We start from the raw sequence: 18,894 nt of genomic DNA, 5'->3' as shown, positions 1-18,894 counted from the left end.
AGGGTCCGCCGCGTTGGCGGCCCCAAAATTCCGCCCCGAAATTGGGGGCGGATCAATACCCCGAGGGGGAGGACATACCCGAGGGTTCCATCAACAACGGAGGAAATACAATGAAAATAGCGCGCACCATGCTCGCATCTGCTGCACTGCTCGGTCTCATGCTCGGCCCCGTGCACGCGGCGGAACTGAAGAAGCTCGGCCTGGCCGTCGCCAATCTTCAGGCAAACTTCTTCAACCAGATCAAGCAATCGGTCGAGGCCGAAGCCAAGAAGCGCGGCATCGAAGTCATCACGGTCGACGCAAAGGGCGACGGACCGACGCAGGTCAACCAGATCCAGGATCTTCTGACCCAGAAAATCGACGCGCTGATCTACATTCCGGCAGGTGCAGCGGCTGCGACCGTTCCGGTCAAGCTGGCCAAGAGCGCCGGCATCCCGGTCGTCAACGTCGACCGCAACGCCGAGGGTGCACCGGGCGATACCTTCCTCGCAACGGATTCCGTCGCCTCAGCCAAGGCGGTCTGCGACTACATTCTGAAGGAAGCCGGCGGCAAGGGGAAGATGGTCATCATCCACGGCCAGAAGGGCACGACGCCGGAAGTCGATCGCTCGAAGGGCTGCGCTGAATCCCTCAAGGCCTATCCTGACGTGAAGGTTGTCGCCGAGCAGTTCTCGAACATCTGGAGCCAGGACGAAGGCTTCCAGATCATGCAGAACATGCTGCAGGCAAACCCTGATGTTTCGATCGTCTTTGCACAGGCCGACGGTCTCGCCCTTGGCGCTGCCCAGGCGATCAAGGTCGCCAATCCGTCGCAGAAGATCGTGGTTGGCGGTTTCGATGGCGACACCGCGGCACTCGAAGCCCTCAGCAAGGGCGTCTTCAACGTGACGGCGACGCAGCAGACGCAGAAGATGGGCCGCGATGCGGTTGAAAATGCCGCCAAGCTTGTCGCCGGAGAAAAGGTGCCGCCGGTCCAGCTCCTGGATGCCACGCTGACCACCAAGGAAAACGTGGCAGGCTTCATCGCCAACCATCCCTGATAAAGTTGAGGTCTTGAGGAGGTGTGCCGTGACTGATCCCGTTCTTTCCCTGAGGGGCATATCCAAGTGGTATGGGCCGCTCCAGGTTCTGAAGGATGTCAGCTTGGACGTCTATCCGGGCGAAGTCGTTGCACTTCTCGGTGAAAACGGAGCGGGCAAGTCGACACTGTCGGGCATCATCGCCGGCTCACGCACGCCCTCCGAAGGATCCATGACATGGCTGGGGCAGCCTTATGCCCCGGCCACCCCGAGGGAAGCCATCGACAAGGGCGTCGTCCTGATCCATCAGGAGCTGCAGCTTCTGCCGCAGCTGTCTATCGCGGAAAACGTCTTCATCGGACGCTGGCCGATGAAGAACGGCGCCGTCGACCGTGCCCAGATGGTTCGCCGAGCCCAGGACCAACTCGCTCGCTTGAACCTTCACATACCCGCGACGCGGAAGGTTGCCGGCCTTTCCACGGCAAATCAGCAGCTCATCGAGATCGCCAAGGCGCTGGCTCTCAACGCAAAGCTGCTGATCCTCGATGAGCCGACAGCCGCCCTTGGCGGCGCGGAGACGGAAGCTCTCTTCGAACAGGTTCGCAAGCTTCGCTCGGAAGGCGTCGGCATCGTCTACATTTCCCACCGAATGGAAGAGATCAAGCAGATCACCGACCGCATCGTCGTTCTTCGCGACGGCGAGCGCGTGCAGGAATTCTCCGACAGCGCGACCCCGGTGCGAACGATTGTCGAGAGCATGGTCGGACGCCCGCTTGACCGTTTGTTCCCCACTCTGCCCGTTCCGACAGATCGTCCGGTGCTTGAAGTGTCCGGGCTAAGCTCGCCGGACGACTCGTTCCGTGACGTTACCTTCGAGGTGCGGGCCGGCGAAATTCTCGGCATCGCCGGGCTGGTCGGCGCCGGCCGCACCGAACTGGTGCGGGCGATTTCGGGCGCCGATGCGATCAGTGCTGGTTCGATCAAGCTGGAAGGCGAGGAACTCAGACTGCGCGACCCGGCGGACGCCATCGCCAGGGGGATCGTGATGGTTCCGGAAGACCGCAAGGAGCAAGGCCTGATCGTCGGGCACCGGATCAGCGAGAACATTATCTACGCCAATCTCGACAAGCTGGGCGGCGGCTGGATCACACCGCGCATCAAGCGCTCCTTTGCGGAAAAGGCCGTTGCCAAATTCGGCGTCAAGGGCCGTGCCGAGCAGTACGCCTCGGACCTATCAGGCGGCAACCAGCAGAAGGTCGTGATCGCCAAATGGCTCATGCGCGATCCCAAGGTCGTCGTGCTCGACGAACCGACGAGAGGCATCGATGTTGGCGCCCGCGCGGGCATCTACGACATCATCGTCAATCTCGCCAAACAGGGCGTCGCGGTCATCGTCGTAAGCTCGGACCTCGAGGAAGTTCTCGGCGTCTCCAATCGCATTCTCGTGCTTGCGCAAGGCAAGCAGGCGGGGATTCTCAATCGTGACCAGGCCAATGACGTTTCGGTCATGGAACTGGCTACCATCTAAACAGACAGAGAAAGGAAGAGCGGTGTCCGACATCACTCTGAACGCCCCGAAGCTTTTCGATCTCAGCGGCCAGGTTGCCATCGTCACCGGCGCCGGGAGCGGCATTGGGCAGCGCATTGCCATCGGCCTTGCGCAATGCGGCGCCGACGTGGCCCTGCTCGACCGCCGGACCGATGACGGACTGGCCAATACGGCTGAACATATCCGCGCCGCCGGCCGCCGCGCGATCGAGATCGCAGCTGACGTGACGAGCAAGTCTTCCCTCGGAGAAGCAGTCGCACGGACCGAAGCGGACCTCGGCGCCTTGACGCTGGCCGTCAACGCCGCAGGCATCGCCAATGCGAACGCGGCCGAAGAGATGGAAGAGGATCAATACCAGACGTTGATGGATATCAACCTCAAAGGCATCTTTCTTTCCTGCCAGGCCGAGGCCCGCGCCATGCTGAAGAATGGACGCGGCTCCATCGTCAACATCGCTTCCATGTCGGGCGTGATCGTCAACCGGGGGCTGAGCCAGGCGCATTACAACGCCTCCAAGGCGGGCGTGATCCACATGTCGAAGTCTATGGCGATGGAATGGGTCGACCGCGGCATTCGCGTCAACACCATCTCCCCCGGATATACGGCAACGCCGATGAACACCCGTCCGGAGATGGTTCATCAGACCAAGCTTTTCGAGGAGCAGACGCCGATGCAGCGCATGGCAGCGGTCGACGAAATGGTCGGTCCGGCGGTGTTCCTGCTGTCGAATGCGGCAAGTTTCGTCACCGGCGTCGATCTTCTCGTCGACGGCGGTTTCTGCTGCTGGTGATGGATAAGAAGACGCATTGCCGGCAACAGAAAATGAACCGGTCTCGCTTCCTCCCTGGCTGAGACCGAGGCGCTGAAGGGACCAACGGGCAAGACGGCGCAATATCGCCGCCTGCCCGCCCTTCGCGCTGATCGAACGGCTGTCGCAGCCGCTTGAGCTTCAACAATGATCGCACGGTAGGTCGCGCGCAGATTTGCCGTTTATATCAGGATACCGGGAAGGAAAGAGCATGAAACGCTTTGAGCAAAAGACGGTCGTCATTACCGGAAGCAGCCGCGGCATCGGCGCGGCGATCGCCAGGCGTTTTGCCCGCGAAGGCGCCAATCTTGTCGTTTCGGCCAACGAGGATCTGGTCCACGGCGTTGCCGAGCAGATCCGGGCCGAAGGCGGCAAGGCGATCTCCTTCATCGGCGACGTTACCGACAAAACAAGCGTCATCGCCCTCTACGATGCGGCCGAGGCGGAATTTGGCTCTGTCGACGTCTCGATCCAGAATGCCGGCGTCATCACCATCGCCCGCGTCGAGGACCTGACGGAGAACGAGTGGGACAAGGTCATGGCCGTCAACACCAAGGGCGTCTTCCTCTGCGCCCAGGAGGCGATATCGCGCATGCGCAAGCACAAGCGCGGCGGCCGCATCATCAACACCGCCTCCGGCCAGGCCCGCGACGGCTTCATTTTCACGCCGCACTACGCCGCCTCGAAAATGGGCGTGGTCGGCATCACCCAGAGCCTGGCCAAGGAAGTCGCGACCGAAAACATCACCGTCAACGCCTTCTGCCCCGGCATCATCGAGACCGACATGTGGGCCTATAACGACCAGGCCTGGGGCAAGCTGCTGGGCAGCTACGCCCCCGGCGAACTGATGAAGGAATGGGTCGAAGGCATCCCGATGAAACGCGCCGGCTCCGGCGAGGACGTCGCCGGCCTGGTCACCTTCCTCGCCAGCGATGACGCCGCCTACATCACCGGCCAGACGATCAATGTCGATGGCGGGTTGATCATGTCATAGGCGGAGCAGAGAACAGCGGGTCCTCGAAGCGGGCGATTTCCGCTCCGGCCTGGAGATATGCGCCAACCTCTGCCTTGATCCGAATCTTGCCTGCCCGCGATGCCGTGACCTGGGTTTCCATCTTCATCGCCTCCATGACGGCGATGAAGTCACCGGCAACAACCTCCGCGCCATCTTCGACCTTGAAAGCCTGCAGCGTGCCGGAAATCGGTGCGGTTATGGTCGCTGCGTCTTCGGTCTTTGGTGATGTCGCACCTCCGTTACCCGCGCCCGCAAGTTTGCCGAGACCGGCAAGAAGAGCCGCGGGAATGCCGAGTTCATGTCGCTTGCCGTCGATTTCGACGTGGGTGCGGATCAGGTCGCCGTCGGCAACCGGCTCGGGTCGGGCGACGGCCGAAAGCCGATCGGCGAATCCGGTCTCGATCCAGCGCGTGTGCACCGTGAATCCCGTCTCCCCGATAAATTCGTCGGCCTCGATCGCGGCGCGGTGGAACGGAAGGACCGTTGCGACGCCCTCGATCCGGAACTCCTTCAGGGCGCGGCGGGCGCGTCTCAACGCCTCCTCACGTGTACTGCCCGTGACGATCAGCTTCGCCATCAGGGAATCGAAGGTGCCGGGAACGGTCGAACCCACGCCGACGCCGGTGTCGAGACGGATGCCGGGACCGGAGGGTGCGTCGAAAACAGTGATCGCACCGGGTGTCGGCAGGAAGCCACGGCCCGGATCTTCGGCGTTGATACGGAACTCGATCGAGTGGCCACGCGGGGTAGGCGTTTCGGTGATGCGCAGCGGCAGGCCATCGGCGATGCGGAACTGCTCGATCACGAGATCGATGCCGGTCGTCTCCTCGGTGACCGGATGCTCGACCTGAAGGCGCGTGTTCACTTCGAGGAAGGAGATCGTGCCGTCGACGCCGAGCAGGAACTCGACCGTTCCAGCGCCCGAGTAGCCGGCCGCCGCACAGATCTTCTTCGCGGCGTCGTGGATCGACTGGCGCTGAGCGTCGGTCAGAAACGGTGCCGGCGCCTCCTCGACGAGCTTCTGGTTGCGCCGCTGTAGCGAGCAGTCACGGGTGCCGAGAACGAGCACATTGCCATGCTTGTCAGCCAGCACCTGCGCCTCGATGTGGCGCGGACGATCGAGGAAACGTTCGAGGAAACACTCGCCGCGGCCGAAGGCGGCCTTGGCCTCGCGCACGGCGGATTCGTAGAGTTCCGCCACCTCCTCCATCTTCAAGGCAACCTTCAGGCCGCGTCCGCCACCCCCATGCGCCGCCTTGATGGCAACGGGCAGGCCGTGTTTCTCAGCAAAGGCGGTGACTTCCGCGGCGGTCTCGACCGGACCGTCACTGCCGACGACGAGAGGCGCGCCGACACTTAGCGCAATGCGCCGGGCCTCGACCTTGTCGCCAAGCGCTTCGATGACATGCGGGTCCGGTCCGATCCAGATGAGGCCCGCATCGATCACGGCTCGGGCGAACTCGGCACGCTCGGACAGGAACCCGTAGCCGGGATGAACGGCATCGGCGCCCGAACGCTTGGCAATGCCGATCAGTTTGTCGATATCGAGATAGGTTTCCGCCGGACGGCTGCCGGGAAGCCCGTAGGCTTGGTCCGCTAGCTTGACGAAGAGCGCATCCATGTCCGGATCGGCATAGACGGCGACCGATTGCAGGCCGTGATCGCGGCAGGCCCGGATGATGCGCACCGCAATCTCGCCCCGGTTGGCGATCAGGACTTTCTGCATGGATGTCTCCTCACTTATTTCTGGGCGCCATCGCTTCGGTGTCCTGCACGGGCGGCCGAACTTCGGCAAACTTCGTCACGGGCCGGAAGCATATCCGGGCATTGACCGGGATCTGCCCGGCGAGATCGAGATGATATTCGGCGACAGTGCCGATGACCGGGTAACCGCCGGTCATCGGATGATCCGCAAGGAAAAGCACCGGCTGGCCGCTATGCGGCACCTGGATCGCGCCGGTCGCCGTTCCCTCGCTCGGCAGTTCCGCCTTGTCCTTGCGCTCGAGCGCTGTGTCGCCGGAAAGACGGATGCCGACGCGGTTGGACTGCGGCGTCACCTGCCAGAGTTGACCCGAGAGACTGGCGATGCCCGCCTCGGTGAACCAGTCGCTGCGCGGTCCCATGATCACGTCGAGCGTCACGATCTCGCCGGAAGCCGGAAACGCGAATGCCGGCGCTTCGGAAAGCGATACGCTGTCAAGAGACTGCACCGCCGTTTTCACTGTCAAAATCGTTCCCGTAGTGACCGGGTCCGGACCGACGACGGCAAGCGTATCGGTCGAGGCGCTGCCGAGCACCGGCCCGACGCAGAGGCCGCCGCGGATCGAAACATAGCTTCGCATGCCGCACGGCGCATGACCAAGGGTCACCACGTCGCCGGGCTCCAGCGAGATAGGCCGATAGGTTTCGACGGCGATGGTGCGCCCCTGGGCATCGCGGATGGATATGGGACAGGGCGCGCCGGTGAGTGCCATCACCGCCCGGCCCGACACTTCGAATGAAAAGCCGCCGAGGATGATTTCGAGGCAGGGGGTGCCGGCAGCGTTGCCGACGATGCGGTTGGCGGCCTTGAGTGCCCCTTGATCGAGCGCCCCTGATGAGGACACGCCCTGGCCGGTCTGGCCGAAGCGGCCGAGATCCTGGAACAGTGCCGGCATGGGTGCGGCCAGGACCTTTAGTGTCACGGCCTCGCCGGTGAACTCGGCCGGGCCCGGATCCACGACCTTCGTCGCCGGAGTGGAAACCGCAACCGGCCGCTTTTCGAGATCGAAGAAGCGGACGCGGTAGCCGGGTTGGAACAAGGCCGGCGGATCGCGCGACAGGTCCCACATTTTTTCCGGCGTCGTGCCGATGATCTGCCAGCCGCCGGGACTTGCCTGCGGATAGACGCCGGAAAAGGCGCCGGCAAGGGCGACCGAACCCGCCGGAATCCGGGTCCGCGGGCTTTGGCGCCGCGGCACCTGCAGCGCGGGATCACCACCGACAAGATAACCGAAACCGGGGGCAAAGCCACAGAAGGCAACGGTGAAGGTGCTCTCGGTGTGACGACGGATGACCTCTTCGACTGCCAGACCGGTCAGTTGCGCCACATCGGCAAGGTCTTCGCCGTCATAGTGAACCGGGATTTCGACGAACTGGTCGGACGGCGCGATGCGGGCCGAAAGGTCGCGGATGGCGATCTCGCCGGCGAGCCGTTCCGCGGTGAGCTTTTCTGCGCGAAAGCCGATCATCAGCGTGCGGGCGGCCGGCACTATGTCTTCGATGCCCTCCACCGGATCGGTTTCGAGCGAAGCAAACAGTGCCAGCGTCTGGTCGAGATCGTCGAGTTCGACCAAAAGGGTCGTCAGGTTGACGGGCAGGAAACGCATCGGATCCTCAGGCGTGATAGGCGGTGTCGGGAATGTCGGTAATGAACATATGCCCCGGCGCGTGGGTGATGGCAAAGGGCACGCCGGATGCCATCACGGCGGCCTGCGGGGTCACACCGCAGGCCCAGAACACCGGGATTTCACCAGGCTCGATACGCACCGGATCGCCGAATTCCGGCTTCGACAGGTCCCGGATGCCGATCTCTTCCGGCGCACCGATATGGATGGGCGCGCCATGCACCGCCGGGAAGCGGCCGGAGATCGTCGCGGCATCGGCAACGCGGCTCGCCTTGATCGGCCGCATCGACACGACCATGTTGCCGCGCAGCCGGCCTGCCGGGCGGCAGGCACGGTTGGTCAGATACATCGGAACGTTCGACTTATCGGTGATATGCCGGATCTCGATGCCCGCCTCGACCATCGACGTTTCGAAGGTGAAGCTGCAACCGATGAGGAAGCTGACGAGATCGGCATGTTCCGCCCAGGCCCTCGTCGCATCCGCGATTTCCTCGGCGAGCCTGCCGTCGCGCCAAATGCGATAGAGCGGCAGATCCGTGCGAAGATCGGCCCCTGGAGCCAGAAGCGTCATGTGCGAGCAGGGATCGGAAACGTCGAGCAACGGACAGGCCTTCGGATTGCGCTGCGCAAAGAGCAGGAAATCGAAGGCCCAGTCGCGCGGCAGGACGATCATGTTTGCCTGGGTAAATCCCGGCGCCACACCCGACGTCGGCTCGGCACTGCCGGCCCGATAGCGCCGACGCGCGAGGCGCGCCGCTTCGGCATCGATGTGGCCGAGGTTCTCAATCGCAATCATGGTTTCCTCCCGATATTTGCTTATGCCGCCAGGAACGAGCGAACGGTGATCCCGTCGGTCTCAAAGGCCTGGCGAATTGCCTGGGCGATCGCCACGGCACCGGGGCTGTCGCCATGGACGCAGATCGACTGAGCATCGACCTTGATGGTCGAGCCGTCGGTCGCTTCGATCGTACCCTCGTGAGCAAGCTGCAGCATGCGACGGGCGATCGCGTTTGCGTCGTGCAGAACTGCGCCCGGTTCCCGACGCGAAACGAGTTCCCCGCCGGGCGTATAGGCGCGGTCGGCGAAGGCCTCGGCCACCGTCTTGAGGCCGGATTTGTGCGCGAGTTTGAGGATGGGTGCACCGGCCAGGCCCATCAGCACGAGATCCGGATCGACCGCCCTGATGGCGTCGATCACCGCCTGACCCTGCTTCGGATCATGGGCAATGCGGTTATAGAGAGCGCCGTGCGGCTTGACGTAACCGACGGTTACACCGGCGGCTGCGGCAACGCCCTTCAGCGCACCGATTTGATAGATAACGTCGGCCGTCAGCTCCGCACTCGTGACGTCCATGTCGCGCCGTCCGAAGCCGACGCGGTCGGGATAGGAAACATGGGCTCCGATCGAAACGCCCCGGACAGCGGCGGCTTTGACAGTCTTCAGAATGCCGAGCGGATCGCCGGCATGGAAGCCGCAGGCGATATTGGCGCTGGAGACGATGGCCAGCATAGCGGCGTCGTCGCCCATGCCCCAGGCGCCGTAGCTCTCGCCGAGATCGCTGTTCAAATCGATGGCAGTCATGTCAGATCTCCCTGTGAATAACGAACGATGTAGGCCGGGCTGTCGCGAACCGAAAGCGTGATCAATTCTGAAAGTCAGAGCGGGGCCGGGCGCAAACGCGCCCGCACCTTTCCTCGTCCTGCCGTTACGCGGCAAGCAGCGCGAAGATCGGGCCGATCGACTTGTAGCCCATGTACCAGGTCAGTGCGCAGACCATGACGCCGAGCAACAGCAGCCAACGCGGATAGCGATAGCCTCCCATCAGGTCGGACCGAGCCCAGGCCGCATAGATGAAGATCGACAGGCCGATCGGCAGGATCAATCCGTTCAGCCCCCCGACGAAGACCAGCATCTGTGCCGGCGGCGTGGTGATGATCACGTAGAAGAACAGCGACACGGCAATGAAGATGACAGTCGCGATGTTGCGGGCCCGCTCGGTGATGTCTTTCTTGAAAATGGTGATGAAGGAGACCGAGGTGTAAGCGGCGCCGATCACAGATGTGATCGCGGCGGCCCAGAGGATGACGCCGAAGATGCGCAGGCCAATGTTGCCAGCCGCGGCCTGGAAAGCCTGAGCAGCCGGATTCGCACCTGCGCCGGAAACATCGATGGCCGCCCCGCCCGCAACCACGCCGAGGACGGCCAGGAAAAGCACGTAGCGCATCAGGCCGGTGACGGCGATGCCGGTCAGCGCTGCACGGTTGATCGCACCGAGATTCTCGATGCCGACCGTGCCCTTGTCGAGCAGTCGGTGTGCGCCGGAATAGGTGATGTAGCCCCCGACCGTGCCGCCGACGATGGTGGTGATGGTGGCGAAATCGATGGTGGACGGCAGAAAGGTCTGGAACAGCGCGTCGCCAACTGGCGGAGCCGAGGCGAAGGCGACATAGACTGTCAAGGCGATCATCAGGATACCGGCCAGGATAATGAAGCGATCGACCGCCATGCCGGCACGCTTCGACAGGAAGATGCCGATCGAAAGCAGCGCGCTGATCGCCCCGCCAAGCTTGGGATCAAGGCCGATCATCGCATTGATGCCGAGGCCTGTGCCCCCGATGTTGCCGATGTTGAAGAACAATCCGCCGACGATGACGAGAATTGCGAGCAGATAGCCGGAGCCCGGGAGGGCCGCATTGGCGAGATCGGAAGCCCGCATCTTCGTCAGCGTCACGATCCGCCAGATGTTCAGCTGAACGACGAAATCGATCAGGATAGAGGCAAGGATCGCGAAGGCGAAGGCCGCACCGAGTTTTGTTGTGAACGTCGCCGTCTGGGTGATGAAGCCCGGACCGATGGCAGACGTGGCCATCAGGAAGATGGCCGCCATCAGCGCAGCGCGGCGCGACTTGGCCGACATCTGCGCCGGCGCAGCGGCTGCAATTGAAATGGCTGACTGTTCCATGAACCCCTCCTTATGTGCAGATCGCCGCCGAAATCTCGGCGGGCCCGCCTAGGTTTGTTGACAGGCATCACGGTGACATGTTTTACAATCCTGTCAAGATTGTTCAACGATTTTTCTATATCGTTCTACCAGGCGACCAAAATTCGGCGGCAATCAACTCACTTGGGCGCGATGTCCTTGATTGTTGCAAGTGCTGCCAATTCCGAAGTGGCGCTTGCCTCCTTTTGTGCATCAACGATAAGGAAGCGGTTGCGGACTTTTCGTTTCCTGTCTGCCCGGGGGGCCATGTACGGCGCCTAGCGTTGACCCGGCCCGCGTGGTCAAGCCACTCCTCTTATGGCTCCCGGAGATGCAAACCGCTATATCGATGCGCAAGAGCGCGGACGTTTCATCCGTGCCTGTGCATTAGGGGCTTTGATGGTCGAACAAAATATCACATCGGCGCTTGCGTCGCGGCTGGCGGAGGAAATCCGCGACAAACTGATTGCTGGCGAATTGAAGCCGGGCCAGCGCCTTTCCGAGACAGCGCTAAGTGCAGGCCTGGATGTATCGCGCAACTCTTTGCGTGAGGCATTCCGCCTCCTGACAAAAGAGGGGCTCTTGCGGCACGAGCCGAATCGCGGCGTTTTTGTCGCCACACCCAGTATGGCCTCGATCATCGACATCTATCGCGTGCGCCGTGTGATCGAATGCCAGGCGCTCGCCAAGGCGTATCCCAACCATCCGGCGGTGGCACGCATGCGCGCGGCCGTCACGCGTGCCAAGCTCGCGCGCGAGGCCAAGGACTGGGGCATGGTCGGCAGTGAGAACATGGTCTTTCACGCGGCGATCGTAGATCTCGCCGACAGTCACCGTCTGAACATCTTTTATGCGCAGATCGCCGCAGAGCTGCGACTCAGCTTCGGCCTGCTTTCCGAGCCCGAGCTGTTGCACGCTCCTTACGTCGACCTCAATGCGGCGATCCTTGAAAAGCTTGAGGCAGGGATGACGGCCGAAGCCTCAGCGGCACTTGAGGTGTATCTGATGCAGTCTGAGCGCACTGTTCTCGCCGCTTTCTCACGCATTGCCGGCGCCGAATGAACCGCACGCGGGGCCGCGCCTCTCGATGCCGCATAGGCCCGCGGCGCATCGGTGGCGGATGGATTTCAACAGGTCCGCGACCATGGAGCATGTCTCGCAAAACGGTGCAGCGGTTTGCGATAAAGACATGCTAAAAACAGAGACCTAAAGCGTGACAAGCGAATCTGAAAGATCGCGACGCGCTTTAGCCTGCCGATCCCGCCCTCACCCATCCTACGTCCGGCTGATTGAAACCCCGCCGTCGGCGAGCATCGCGGTCCCGGTCACGAAACTCGACATGTCGGAGGCCAGGAACAACGCCGCATTGGCGATCTCTTCCGGCTGGGCCATGCGCTTCAGCGCGTGCAGCCCCTCCACAAAAGCGAGCAGTTCCGGCGTCGCATCGGGCGCGTTGGTGATCGCAGCCGGCGTATCGGTGCCGCCGGGCAGCAGCGCGTTGACGCGGATGTTCTGCCGGCCGAGTTCGGCGGCGAGCACCTGCACGAAGCCGATAAGCCCCGCCTTACCAGCCGCATAGGCGGCCATCCCAGGCATGCCGGCGGTGTGGCCGACGAAAGTGGAGGTGAAGATCAGCGACCCGCCGCCTTTTCCCATCGCCGCCGACTGGTGTTTGGCGCCGACGAAGGCGGCGGTGAGATTGGTCTCGATCGTTTCGCGCCAACCCTCGAGCGACAGCCCGGCGACCGGCCCCATCTCGCCGAGGATGCCGGCATTGTTGAAACCTATGTCGAGCCGGCCAAAGCGTGAGACCGCAGTCTCGACGAGCCTTGCCTGCAGCGTCTCGTCCCGGACATCGCCCGATATGGCGACGGCCTGCCCGCCCTCCGCCTCGATTTCGCCGACGACGGCATCAAGCGCCGCCTGTCGCCGACCGGTGACCACCAGCTTCGCACCCTCCCGCGCAAAAAGTTTCGCCGCCGCGCGGCCGATGCCGGAGCTTGCGCCGGTGATGATCGCGACCTTGTCGTTCAGAAGTGCCATGTCCGTTTCTCCTCAGTTGTCGAGGCATCCGGGATCGCAAACATCCGGCGATGCAGCCACCCGTTTCCCGCGCGGACAAACGAAAAACGCCTATGACCGATGATCTCGGCCAGTGATTAGCTTCATCGCCGAAGGAGGTCGGAAGTCTCGATCGACGCGTTGGAAATATCGGAATTTGCATTGTAAAACGCTGACTTGCTGGGTGTCCCAAACACACACCTACCCCAGCGTCAGCACCATTGTGCGGTGCGTCATCGATTTATCCCGGGTGTGACATTCATCCGATTCCCTTCATGTATCTTCCCGACTAAGAAGGGGCGCACAGGTAAAGGGAATCTCTTCATGCCGCGGTCACGCAATACTGAGGGCGCCATCTATATGAGCATGGCGATGGCCGGCTTTTCCGCGAGCGATGCTCTCTCCAAATCGGTGGTCGCCTATATGAATGCCGGCGAGATCATGTTCCTGCGTGGCCTCTTCACCAGCCTGCTCGTTTATCTGATCGCCAGGAAAATGGGCGCGCTGCGCTCCTGGCGCCTCGTGCTTAAGCCGATCATCATTCTCCGCATCATCTGCGAGATGTTATCCGCCGTCACCTATATCACCGCGCTCGGGATGATGCCGATCGCCAATGCCTCGGCGATCCTGCAATCGCTGCCGCTGGTCGTCACCTTCGGCGCTGCGCTCTTTTTCCGCGAGCCCGTCGGCTGGCGGCGCTGGTCGGCGATAACAGTCGGCCTCGTCGGAGTGATGATCATCATCCGCCCCGGACCGGAAGGTTTCACCGCCGCCGCCCTGCTCTGCGTCGGCGCGGTGCTGACGACGGCCGGCCGCGATCTCGCCACCCGCTCGATCGATCCGGAGATTCCCTCGCTGATGATCACCGTCATCACCGCCGTCTCCATCTCCGTCTTCGGCGCTTTGCTCCTCCCGGTGCTCGGCGGCTGGCAGCCGGTTAGCGCCACGTCGCTCGGACATCTCCTGCTCGCCTCGGTGCTGGTGCTCGTCGGCTATCAGTCGGTGATCCTCGCCATGCGCACCGGCGAAATCTCCTTCGTCGCACCATTCCGCTATACCAGCCTTATCTTTTCCTCGCTGCTCGGCTTTTTCTTCTTCGCCGAAGTGCCCGACAACTGGACGCTGCTCGGAGCTGCGATCGTCATCGCTTCCGGCCTCTATACGTTCTATCGTGAAGCCAAGCGCCGCGTGCCGCCGATCGCGCAGGAATCCGCGCCGCGCTCACCGGTTTGAGGCAGGATGATGACAGAATTCTCACTCGACAGATCCGATATAGCAGGCGTCGTGCTGGCCGGCGGCCGATCGCAGCGCATGGGCCGCGACAAGGCGGGCGCAATGCTCGGGGCCGAAAGCCTGCTCCGCCATGTGCTGACCCGCCTTTCGCAACAGGTCGCCCCCGTTGCCGTCAATGCCGATGCCGCCGGCGAGGATGCGCCTGTCGTCCCAGACCGGTTTCCCGGCAAGGCTGGGCCATTGGCCGGCATCCATGCGGCGATGGTCTATGCCGCCACCGTTCCCGCGATCACCCATGTCGTCACCGTCTCTGTGGATTGCCCGTTCTTCCCGACCGATCTCGTCGCCCGGTTGGCCGCAGCGCTCGAACGCCCGTCGCAGATCGCCATTGCCGCTTCCGAAGGCCGCAGCCATCCCGTTTTCGGGCTCTGGCCGGTGACGCTCGCCGCCGATCTCGAGACCTGGATCGCCACCGACGAAAAGCGCCGCGTGCGCGACTTCCTGTTACGGCATGACGTAACGGAAGTGGCGTTTCCGCTGCATCCGACCCGGGCCAGCCTGCTCGATCCCTTCTTCAACATCAACACGCCTGACGACCTGATCGAGGCGGAACGCTGGCTGGAGGCCCTTCGCGCATGACCGCACCCAAAATCTTCGGCATCGCCGGCTGGAAGAACTCGGGCAAGACGGGGCTCGCCGTCCGGCTGGTGACGGAATTCGCCCGCCGCGGCTACACGATCTCGACGATCAAGCACGCCCATCACGATTTCGACATCGACAAGGTCGGGGCCGACAGCTACCGGCATCGCGAGGCCGGCGCCCATGAAGTCACCATCGTCTCCGGCACCCGCTACGCCATCATGCACGAGCTGCGCGGCGCGCCCGAACCGGAATTCGAGGAAATCCTTGCCCGTCTCGCCCCCTGCGATCTCGTGCTGATCGAAGGCTACAAGCGCGAGCCGATCCCGAAGATCGAGGCCCGCCGCCTGGAGGCCGCCAATCGCCAGCCGCTGGCGCCGAGCGATCCTCATATCCGCGCCATCGCCGCCGATCATGCCGTTACGGATACCGCCCTGCCCGTCTTCGATCTAGACGATACGGGCGCCATCGCCGATTTCATCGCAGCGATCGTCGGCCTTGAACAGCGTCCCTGAACCACGCGCGCTGACGGATCCCATCCCCGGACCCCTCTCGCGGGCCAGCGCCTTGGCGATTTCCTTCGCAAGCTGGGCCTGATTATAAGGCTTTCCCAACCTCGGAATATCGATATCGGTGCCGGCGGGAAGGTCGGCATAACCCGTTGCCAGCACGATCGGCAGCCCCGGATGAATGTCGCGCACGGCTTCGGCAAGCTGTGCGCCGGTCATACCGGGCATCGAATAGTCGGTGATCATCATATCGAAATGCTGACCAGCCGTGATCAACTCCAGGGCCGCTGCACCGGAATTTGTCTCGACGACCTCATGGCCGAGATCTTCGAGCATGTCGACCGAACTCATGGCGATCAAGGCATCGTCGTCGACCAGCAAGATCTTCAGTCTGGATGCGGCCCGTGGGGTGGGCTGCTCCGGCTCGGCGCGCCGCTCAGGCCAGCGTTCGGTCGCCGGAAGCCACAATTCGGCGGTCGTTCCCACCCCAGGCGCACTTATCAGAAGAAGTGCGCCATTGAGCTGAACGGCAAGTCCATGGATCATCGACAAGCCCAGGCCGGTGCCCTTTCCGAGTTCCTTGGTCGAGAAAAACGGGTCGACTGCCTTCTTCAGCGTCTCCGCGTCCATGCCGGTGCCGCTGTCGGCCACCGCCAACACCAGATAGGTTCCCTCGCCGAGATCGGCGTGATGACCGGCAACCTGTTCCTCGCGCAGCGATATCGATAGTTTTCCGCCATCAGGCATCGCATCACGGGCATTGACCGCAAGGTTGAGCAGCGCCAGTTCGAGCTGGTTCGCATCGACCAAGGCGGGCGGCAAAGCCGCCGGCAGAATGGTCTCGATGCTGACGGAGGATCCGACCGAACGCCGCAGCAGGTCATTCATGCCGGAGACCAGTTCGGCCAGATCGACGGGCTTGACCTGCAGATCCTGCTGCCTGGCAAAAGCCAGCAGGCGCTGCGTCAGCGCCGCGCCGCGGCGCGCGCCTTGAAGGGCGCCATCGACCAGACGCGCCGCCTTGGCATCTCCGGCAACGTGTTTGCCGAGCAGTTCCAGATTTCCGAGAACCACCATCAGCAGATTGTTGAAATCATGCGCAACGCCGCCTGTGAGTTGACCGATCGCCTCCATTTTCTGGGATTGGCGAAGCTGCTCCTCGGCTCTCTCACGTTGGGCGACCTCTTCGAGCAGGGTCTGGTGGGCGGCATTGACCTCCCGGGTCCGTTCCCTGACACGCTCTTCGAGCGTCTCATTGAGCCGTCTCAGATTTTCCTCGATGGTCTTGCGGACGGTGGTATCGGAGCAGACTCCGACAAGCTTCCTGGCCGATCCATATCTGTCCGCATAAAGCTGGGCATGCACCTCGGTCCAATGCAGTGATCCATCCGGCCAGATCGTCCTGTGTTCGATCGAATAGTCGCGACCGGTATCGACCGTCTGCCGCAGGCGTGCCAGAACAAGGTCGCGATCGTCGGGGTGGATGCTCGCAACCAGATCGTCGTAGCTCACCTCATCATCCGGCGCTCGGCCGAAGATTTCCTTGCAGGTCGCCGAAGCCGACAGGGCCATCGTGGACAGTTCCAGCTCCCATGCACCAAGGCGGCCGGCGGCGAGCGCGGTCTGCAACCGCCGCTCTCCCTCGCCCAGAGCCTCGAGCCGGGCGCGCGCTTCATATTGGCGCAGCCGGCCTTTCAGTGCGGTCCGCGCAACGCTGATGAAGGACGTGGCATGGAACGGCCTCTCCAGAAAAGTCACATTGCCGAGAACCTCGGAAAGCATCGCGGCGGCGGGATTTCGTTCAGGTCCCCCACCGCGTTGGGTGAGAACGATGAACGGCAGGTCGGACCAGCTTGGCTGGCCGGCAACCCAGGCAGCAATCGGTTTCAGGTCGCTCCCGCGGACGGCCTCCTCAGTCAGAATGCCAACCGCGATTTCATCATCGAGTGATGACGCGAAGAGTGTCAAATCGGTAACGGCTATCGATGGCAGTCCAGTCTCATCGGTCAACGATGCCGCGACCTGGGCATCGCGTCCGGCCGGTGCATAGATCAGGGCCTTCGGGTTGTTAAAATTAGGAATTGCCGCCGTCCTTGTTGTCGGTGGGCAAAAGCGGAGCGGACGTTGAGACGAATTCCGGAACGCCGCGAAGCACCCCCTGGAAACCGACGATGGGCTCTCCGAAAGTCAGGCCGCCGGCATCGATCCGATACTCCCGGATGGTGTCCTCGTGGTAGCCCGTCCTCTTCTTGATGACGGAGACCGCTCGCCGCACACGTCCGACCGCCTCGAAGTAACGCAGCAAGATGACGGTGTCGGCGAGATAGGTCACGTCGACGGGTGCCTTCATGTCGCCGACCAGTCCGTGCTGGGCGACGGTGAGGAAGGTGTTTGCGCCTTGCCTGTTCAGATATTGCAACAGCTCATGCATGTGCAATATCAGCGAATTTTCATCCGGCATCGAGGCCTGATAGCCGTTGATGCTGTCGATGACCACGGTTTTCGCTCCCGACCTGTCGACGGAAGCACATACGCGATGGGCAAATTCACCGGGCGACAACTCCGCGGCATCGAGCTGCTCGATATGCAGCAGACCCTCATCCCTCAGGGCCTCGAGATCCATGCCGAGCTGTTTCAGGCGCATGAGCAGCAAGCCGAGTTCCTCGTCAAAAATGAAAACAGCCGCCTTTTCGCCGCGCGCGATGGCCGCCATCACAAATTGAAAAGAGAAGGTGCTCTTGCCGGTGCCGGCAGGACCGAGGATCAGCGTACTCGATCCTCGTTCGAGCCCACCGCCGAGGAGCAGGTCCAGCCCGGCAATACCGCTGGAAAGCTGATCGCGAAGATAACTCGTCCTGTGTTCGGCGGCGACGAGGCGCGGAAATACGACGACACCGCCGGTCTGGATAATGAAATCGTGATAGCCACCGAGGAAGGCCTGCCCGCGGTATTTCATCACCCTTAAGCGTCGCCGTTCGGCGCCGTAATTCGGGGCCAATTCGTCGAGATGGATCACCCCGTGCACCACACTGTGCACCGTCTTGTCGAGCGTGTCGGAGGTCATATCGTCGAGGAGAAGGACGGTCGCCCCCTGTCGGGCAAAATAGTGTTTGAGCGCAAGAATCTGCCGGCGGTAACGCAGCGAGCTTTGGGCCAGCAGCCTTATTTCGGACAGGCTGTCGAGAACCACCCGGCTCGGTTTGACCCGCTCGAAAGCCGTGAAGATTTCTTGTGTCGACTCACCGAGTTCAAGATCCGACGAATAAAGCAGGCTTTGCTGCTGGTCTGTATCCAGCAAGCTTTCCGGAGGCACGAGTTCGAAGACCTCGATATTTCCGTCGATCGCCATGCCGTGCGATGCGGCACCGGCCCGCAGCTCGCTCTCGGTTTCCGAAAGGGTGATGTAGAGCCCCTGCTCGCCGAGCCGCGCGCCTTCGATCAGAAACTGCAGTGCAATGGTTGTCTTGCCCGCTCCAGGATTTCCCTCCAGGAGAAAAACGTGGCCCGTCGAAAGCCCTCCCGCCAGTATTGTGTCCAAACCGGACACCCCGGTCCGGGCTTTCGTGGCAGGAAGCGCAGTATTCATTCATTGTTTCCTTCAGTTTCAAGTGTCAATTAGTGGCGACTGATGGAATGTCAAATCGCCGGCGCAGCATGTTTTCGCCTGCGGCATAGAGCCTCTCAGGAGGTAGAAC

16 protein-coding genes are annotated in these 18,894 nt (G+C 62.5%); 8 read left to right on the top strand and 8 right to left on the bottom strand.

Going from position 1 to position 18,894, the window contains the following annotated elements:
- Positions 1 to 110: 110 nt before the first annotated feature.
- From AF337_RS09485 to AF337_RS09470, 4 genes are all read left to right on the top strand, one after another.
- On the top strand, positions 111 to 1,040 hold the full coding sequence (locus tag AF337_RS09485) for a sugar ABC transporter substrate-binding protein (RefSeq protein WP_003540275.1): 930 nt from the start codon (positions 111 to 113) through the stop codon (positions 1,038 to 1,040).
- 28 nt (positions 1,041 to 1,068) lie between these two features.
- Positions 1,069 to 2,547, top strand: coding sequence for a sugar ABC transporter ATP-binding protein (locus tag AF337_RS09480; protein WP_049731961.1), 1,479 nt, complete (start codon positions 1,069 to 1,071; stop codon positions 2,545 to 2,547).
- 22 nt (positions 2,548 to 2,569) lie between these two features.
- On the top strand, positions 2,570 to 3,358 hold the full coding sequence (locus AF337_RS09475) for an SDR family oxidoreductase (RefSeq protein ID WP_049731960.1): 789 nt from the start codon (positions 2,570 to 2,572) through the stop codon (positions 3,356 to 3,358).
- Between the two features lie 229 nt (positions 3,359 to 3,587).
- Complete coding sequence (locus AF337_RS09470; protein WP_049731959.1) at positions 3,588 to 4,370, top strand: glucose 1-dehydrogenase; 783 nt, start codon at positions 3,588 to 3,590, stop codon at positions 4,368 to 4,370.
- Here AF337_RS09470 and AF337_RS09465 read toward each other — a convergent pair.
- The 5 genes from AF337_RS09465 to AF337_RS09445 all read right to left on the bottom strand — a co-directional run bounded on the left by AF337_RS09465 (position 4,360) and on the right by AF337_RS09445 (position 10,739).
- Positions 4,360 to 6,117 (bottom strand): acetyl/propionyl/methylcrotonyl-CoA carboxylase subunit alpha, encoded by a 1,758-nt coding sequence (locus AF337_RS09465; RefSeq protein ID WP_049731958.1) that lies wholly within the window; start codon positions 6,115 to 6,117, stop codon positions 4,360 to 4,362. The genes AF337_RS09470 and AF337_RS09465 overlap by 11 nt on opposite strands.
- Before the next feature lie 10 nt (positions 6,118 to 6,127).
- Positions 6,128 to 7,759 (bottom strand): 5-oxoprolinase subunit B/C family protein, encoded by a 1,632-nt coding sequence (locus AF337_RS09460; protein ID WP_049731957.1) that lies wholly within the window; start codon positions 7,757 to 7,759, stop codon positions 6,128 to 6,130.
- 7 nt (positions 7,760 to 7,766) lie between these two features.
- Positions 7,767 to 8,573, bottom strand: coding sequence for a putative hydro-lyase (locus AF337_RS09455; RefSeq protein ID WP_049731956.1), 807 nt, complete (start codon positions 8,571 to 8,573; stop codon positions 7,767 to 7,769).
- A gap of 20 nt (positions 8,574 to 8,593) precedes the next feature.
- Entirely contained in the window at positions 8,594 to 9,358 is a 765-nt protein-coding gene (locus tag AF337_RS09450) for a LamB/YcsF family protein (protein ID WP_049731955.1), read from the bottom strand.
- Positions 9,359 to 9,482: 124 nt separating this feature from the next.
- Positions 9,483 to 10,739 carry an NRAMP family divalent metal transporter gene (locus AF337_RS09445; protein WP_049731954.1) on the bottom strand — a complete coding sequence of 419 codons (1,257 nt, stop codon included), beginning with the start codon at positions 10,737 to 10,739 and terminating at the stop codon, positions 9,483 to 9,485.
- A gap of 417 nt (positions 10,740 to 11,156) precedes the next feature.
- Here AF337_RS09445 and AF337_RS09440 point away from each other — a divergent pair, with 417 nt between their 5' ends.
- On the top strand, positions 11,157 to 11,819 hold the full coding sequence (locus AF337_RS09440) for a GntR family transcriptional regulator (protein WP_049731953.1): 663 nt from the start codon (positions 11,157 to 11,159) through the stop codon (positions 11,817 to 11,819).
- A 213-nt stretch (positions 11,820 to 12,032) separates the two neighbouring features.
- On the opposite strand, the gene AF337_RS09435 is transcribed toward AF337_RS09440, so the two are convergent.
- The gene (locus AF337_RS09435) at positions 12,033 to 12,800 is read right to left on the bottom strand and encodes an SDR family oxidoreductase (RefSeq protein ID WP_049731952.1); all 768 of its coding nucleotides are present in this window, start codon (positions 12,798 to 12,800) and stop codon (positions 12,033 to 12,035) included.
- Positions 12,801 to 13,142: 342 nt separating this feature from the next.
- Here AF337_RS09435 and AF337_RS09430 point away from each other — a divergent pair, with 342 nt between their 5' ends.
- Genes AF337_RS09430 through mobB form a run of 3 tightly spaced genes read left to right on the top strand, consistent with a single transcriptional unit; the run spans position 13,143 to position 15,205 of the window.
- Positions 13,143 to 14,051 (top strand): DMT family transporter, encoded by a 909-nt coding sequence (locus AF337_RS09430; RefSeq protein ID WP_049731951.1) that lies wholly within the window; start codon positions 13,143 to 13,145, stop codon positions 14,049 to 14,051.
- Between the two features lie 9 nt (positions 14,052 to 14,060).
- Positions 14,061 to 14,690, top strand: a complete 630-nt coding sequence (gene mobA / locus AF337_RS09425) for a molybdenum cofactor guanylyltransferase MobA (RefSeq protein ID WP_049732044.1) — start codon at positions 14,061 to 14,063, stop codon at positions 14,688 to 14,690.
- Positions 14,687 to 15,205, top strand: a complete 519-nt coding sequence (gene mobB / locus AF337_RS09420; RefSeq protein WP_049731950.1) for a molybdopterin-guanine dinucleotide biosynthesis protein B — start codon at positions 14,687 to 14,689, stop codon at positions 15,203 to 15,205. The genes mobA and mobB overlap by 4 nt, the downstream gene beginning before the upstream one ends.
- On the opposite strand, the gene AF337_RS09415 is transcribed toward mobB, so the two are convergent.
- The gene (locus AF337_RS09415) at positions 15,140 to 17,281 is read right to left on the bottom strand and encodes an ATP-binding protein (RefSeq protein WP_280138838.1); all 2,142 of its coding nucleotides are present in this window, start codon (positions 17,279 to 17,281) and stop codon (positions 15,140 to 15,142) included. The two genes, mobB and AF337_RS09415, sit on opposite strands and share 66 nt — an antisense overlap.
- Positions 17,274 to 18,785, bottom strand: a complete 1,512-nt coding sequence (locus AF337_RS09410) for an ATPase domain-containing protein (protein ID WP_049731948.1) — start codon at positions 18,783 to 18,785, stop codon at positions 17,274 to 17,276. Before AF337_RS09410 ends, AF337_RS09415 begins: the two co-directional genes overlap by 8 nt.
- Positions 18,786 to 18,894 lie beyond the last annotated feature (109 nt).

The sequence above is a fragment of the Rhizobium ecuadorense genome, assembly GCF_001187535.1.
Lineage (GTDB): Bacteria > Pseudomonadota > Alphaproteobacteria > Rhizobiales > Rhizobiaceae > Rhizobium > Rhizobium ecuadorense.
This window is presented reverse-complemented; position numbering and strand designations above follow the sequence as displayed.

What these genes read in the sequence shown, in the direction of transcription:
- mobA (WP_049732044.1), top strand. Translation starts at nt 14,061, where the DNA reads ATGACAGAATTCTCACTCGACAGATCCGATATAGCAGGCGTCGTGCTG.
- mobB (WP_049731950.1), top strand. Translation starts at nt 14,687, where the DNA reads ATGACCGCACCCAAAATCTTCGGCATCGCCGGCTGGAAGAACTCGGGC.
- AF337_RS09455 (WP_049731956.1), bottom strand. Translation starts at nt 8,573, where the DNA reads ATGATTGCGATTGAGAACCTCGGCCACATCGATGCCGAAGCGGCGCGC.
- AF337_RS09485 (WP_003540275.1), top strand. Translation starts at nt 111, where the DNA reads ATGAAAATAGCGCGCACCATGCTCGCATCTGCTGCACTGCTCGGTCTC.
- AF337_RS09430 (WP_049731951.1), top strand. Translation starts at nt 13,143, where the DNA reads ATGCCGCGGTCACGCAATACTGAGGGCGCCATCTATATGAGCATGGCG.
- AF337_RS09445 (WP_049731954.1), bottom strand. Translation starts at nt 10,739, where the DNA reads ATGGAACAGTCAGCCATTTCAATTGCAGCCGCTGCGCCGGCGCAGATG.
- AF337_RS09450 (WP_049731955.1), bottom strand. Translation starts at nt 9,358, where the DNA reads ATGACTGCCATCGATTTGAACAGCGATCTCGGCGAGAGCTACGGCGCC.
- AF337_RS09470 (WP_049731959.1), top strand. Translation starts at nt 3,588, where the DNA reads ATGAAACGCTTTGAGCAAAAGACGGTCGTCATTACCGGAAGCAGCCGC.
- AF337_RS09460 (WP_049731957.1), bottom strand. Translation starts at nt 7,759, where the DNA reads ATGCGTTTCCTGCCCGTCAACCTGACGACCCTTTTGGTCGAACTCGAC.
- AF337_RS09465 (WP_049731958.1), bottom strand. Translation starts at nt 6,117, where the DNA reads ATGCAGAAAGTCCTGATCGCCAACCGGGGCGAGATTGCGGTGCGCATC.
- AF337_RS09440 (WP_049731953.1), top strand. Translation starts at nt 11,157, where the DNA reads ATGGTCGAACAAAATATCACATCGGCGCTTGCGTCGCGGCTGGCGGAG.
- AF337_RS09435 (WP_049731952.1), bottom strand. Translation starts at nt 12,800, where the DNA reads ATGGCACTTCTGAACGACAAGGTCGCGATCATCACCGGCGCAAGCTCC.
- AF337_RS09410 (WP_049731948.1), bottom strand. Translation starts at nt 18,785, where the DNA reads ATGAATACTGCGCTTCCTGCCACGAAAGCCCGGACCGGGGTGTCCGGT.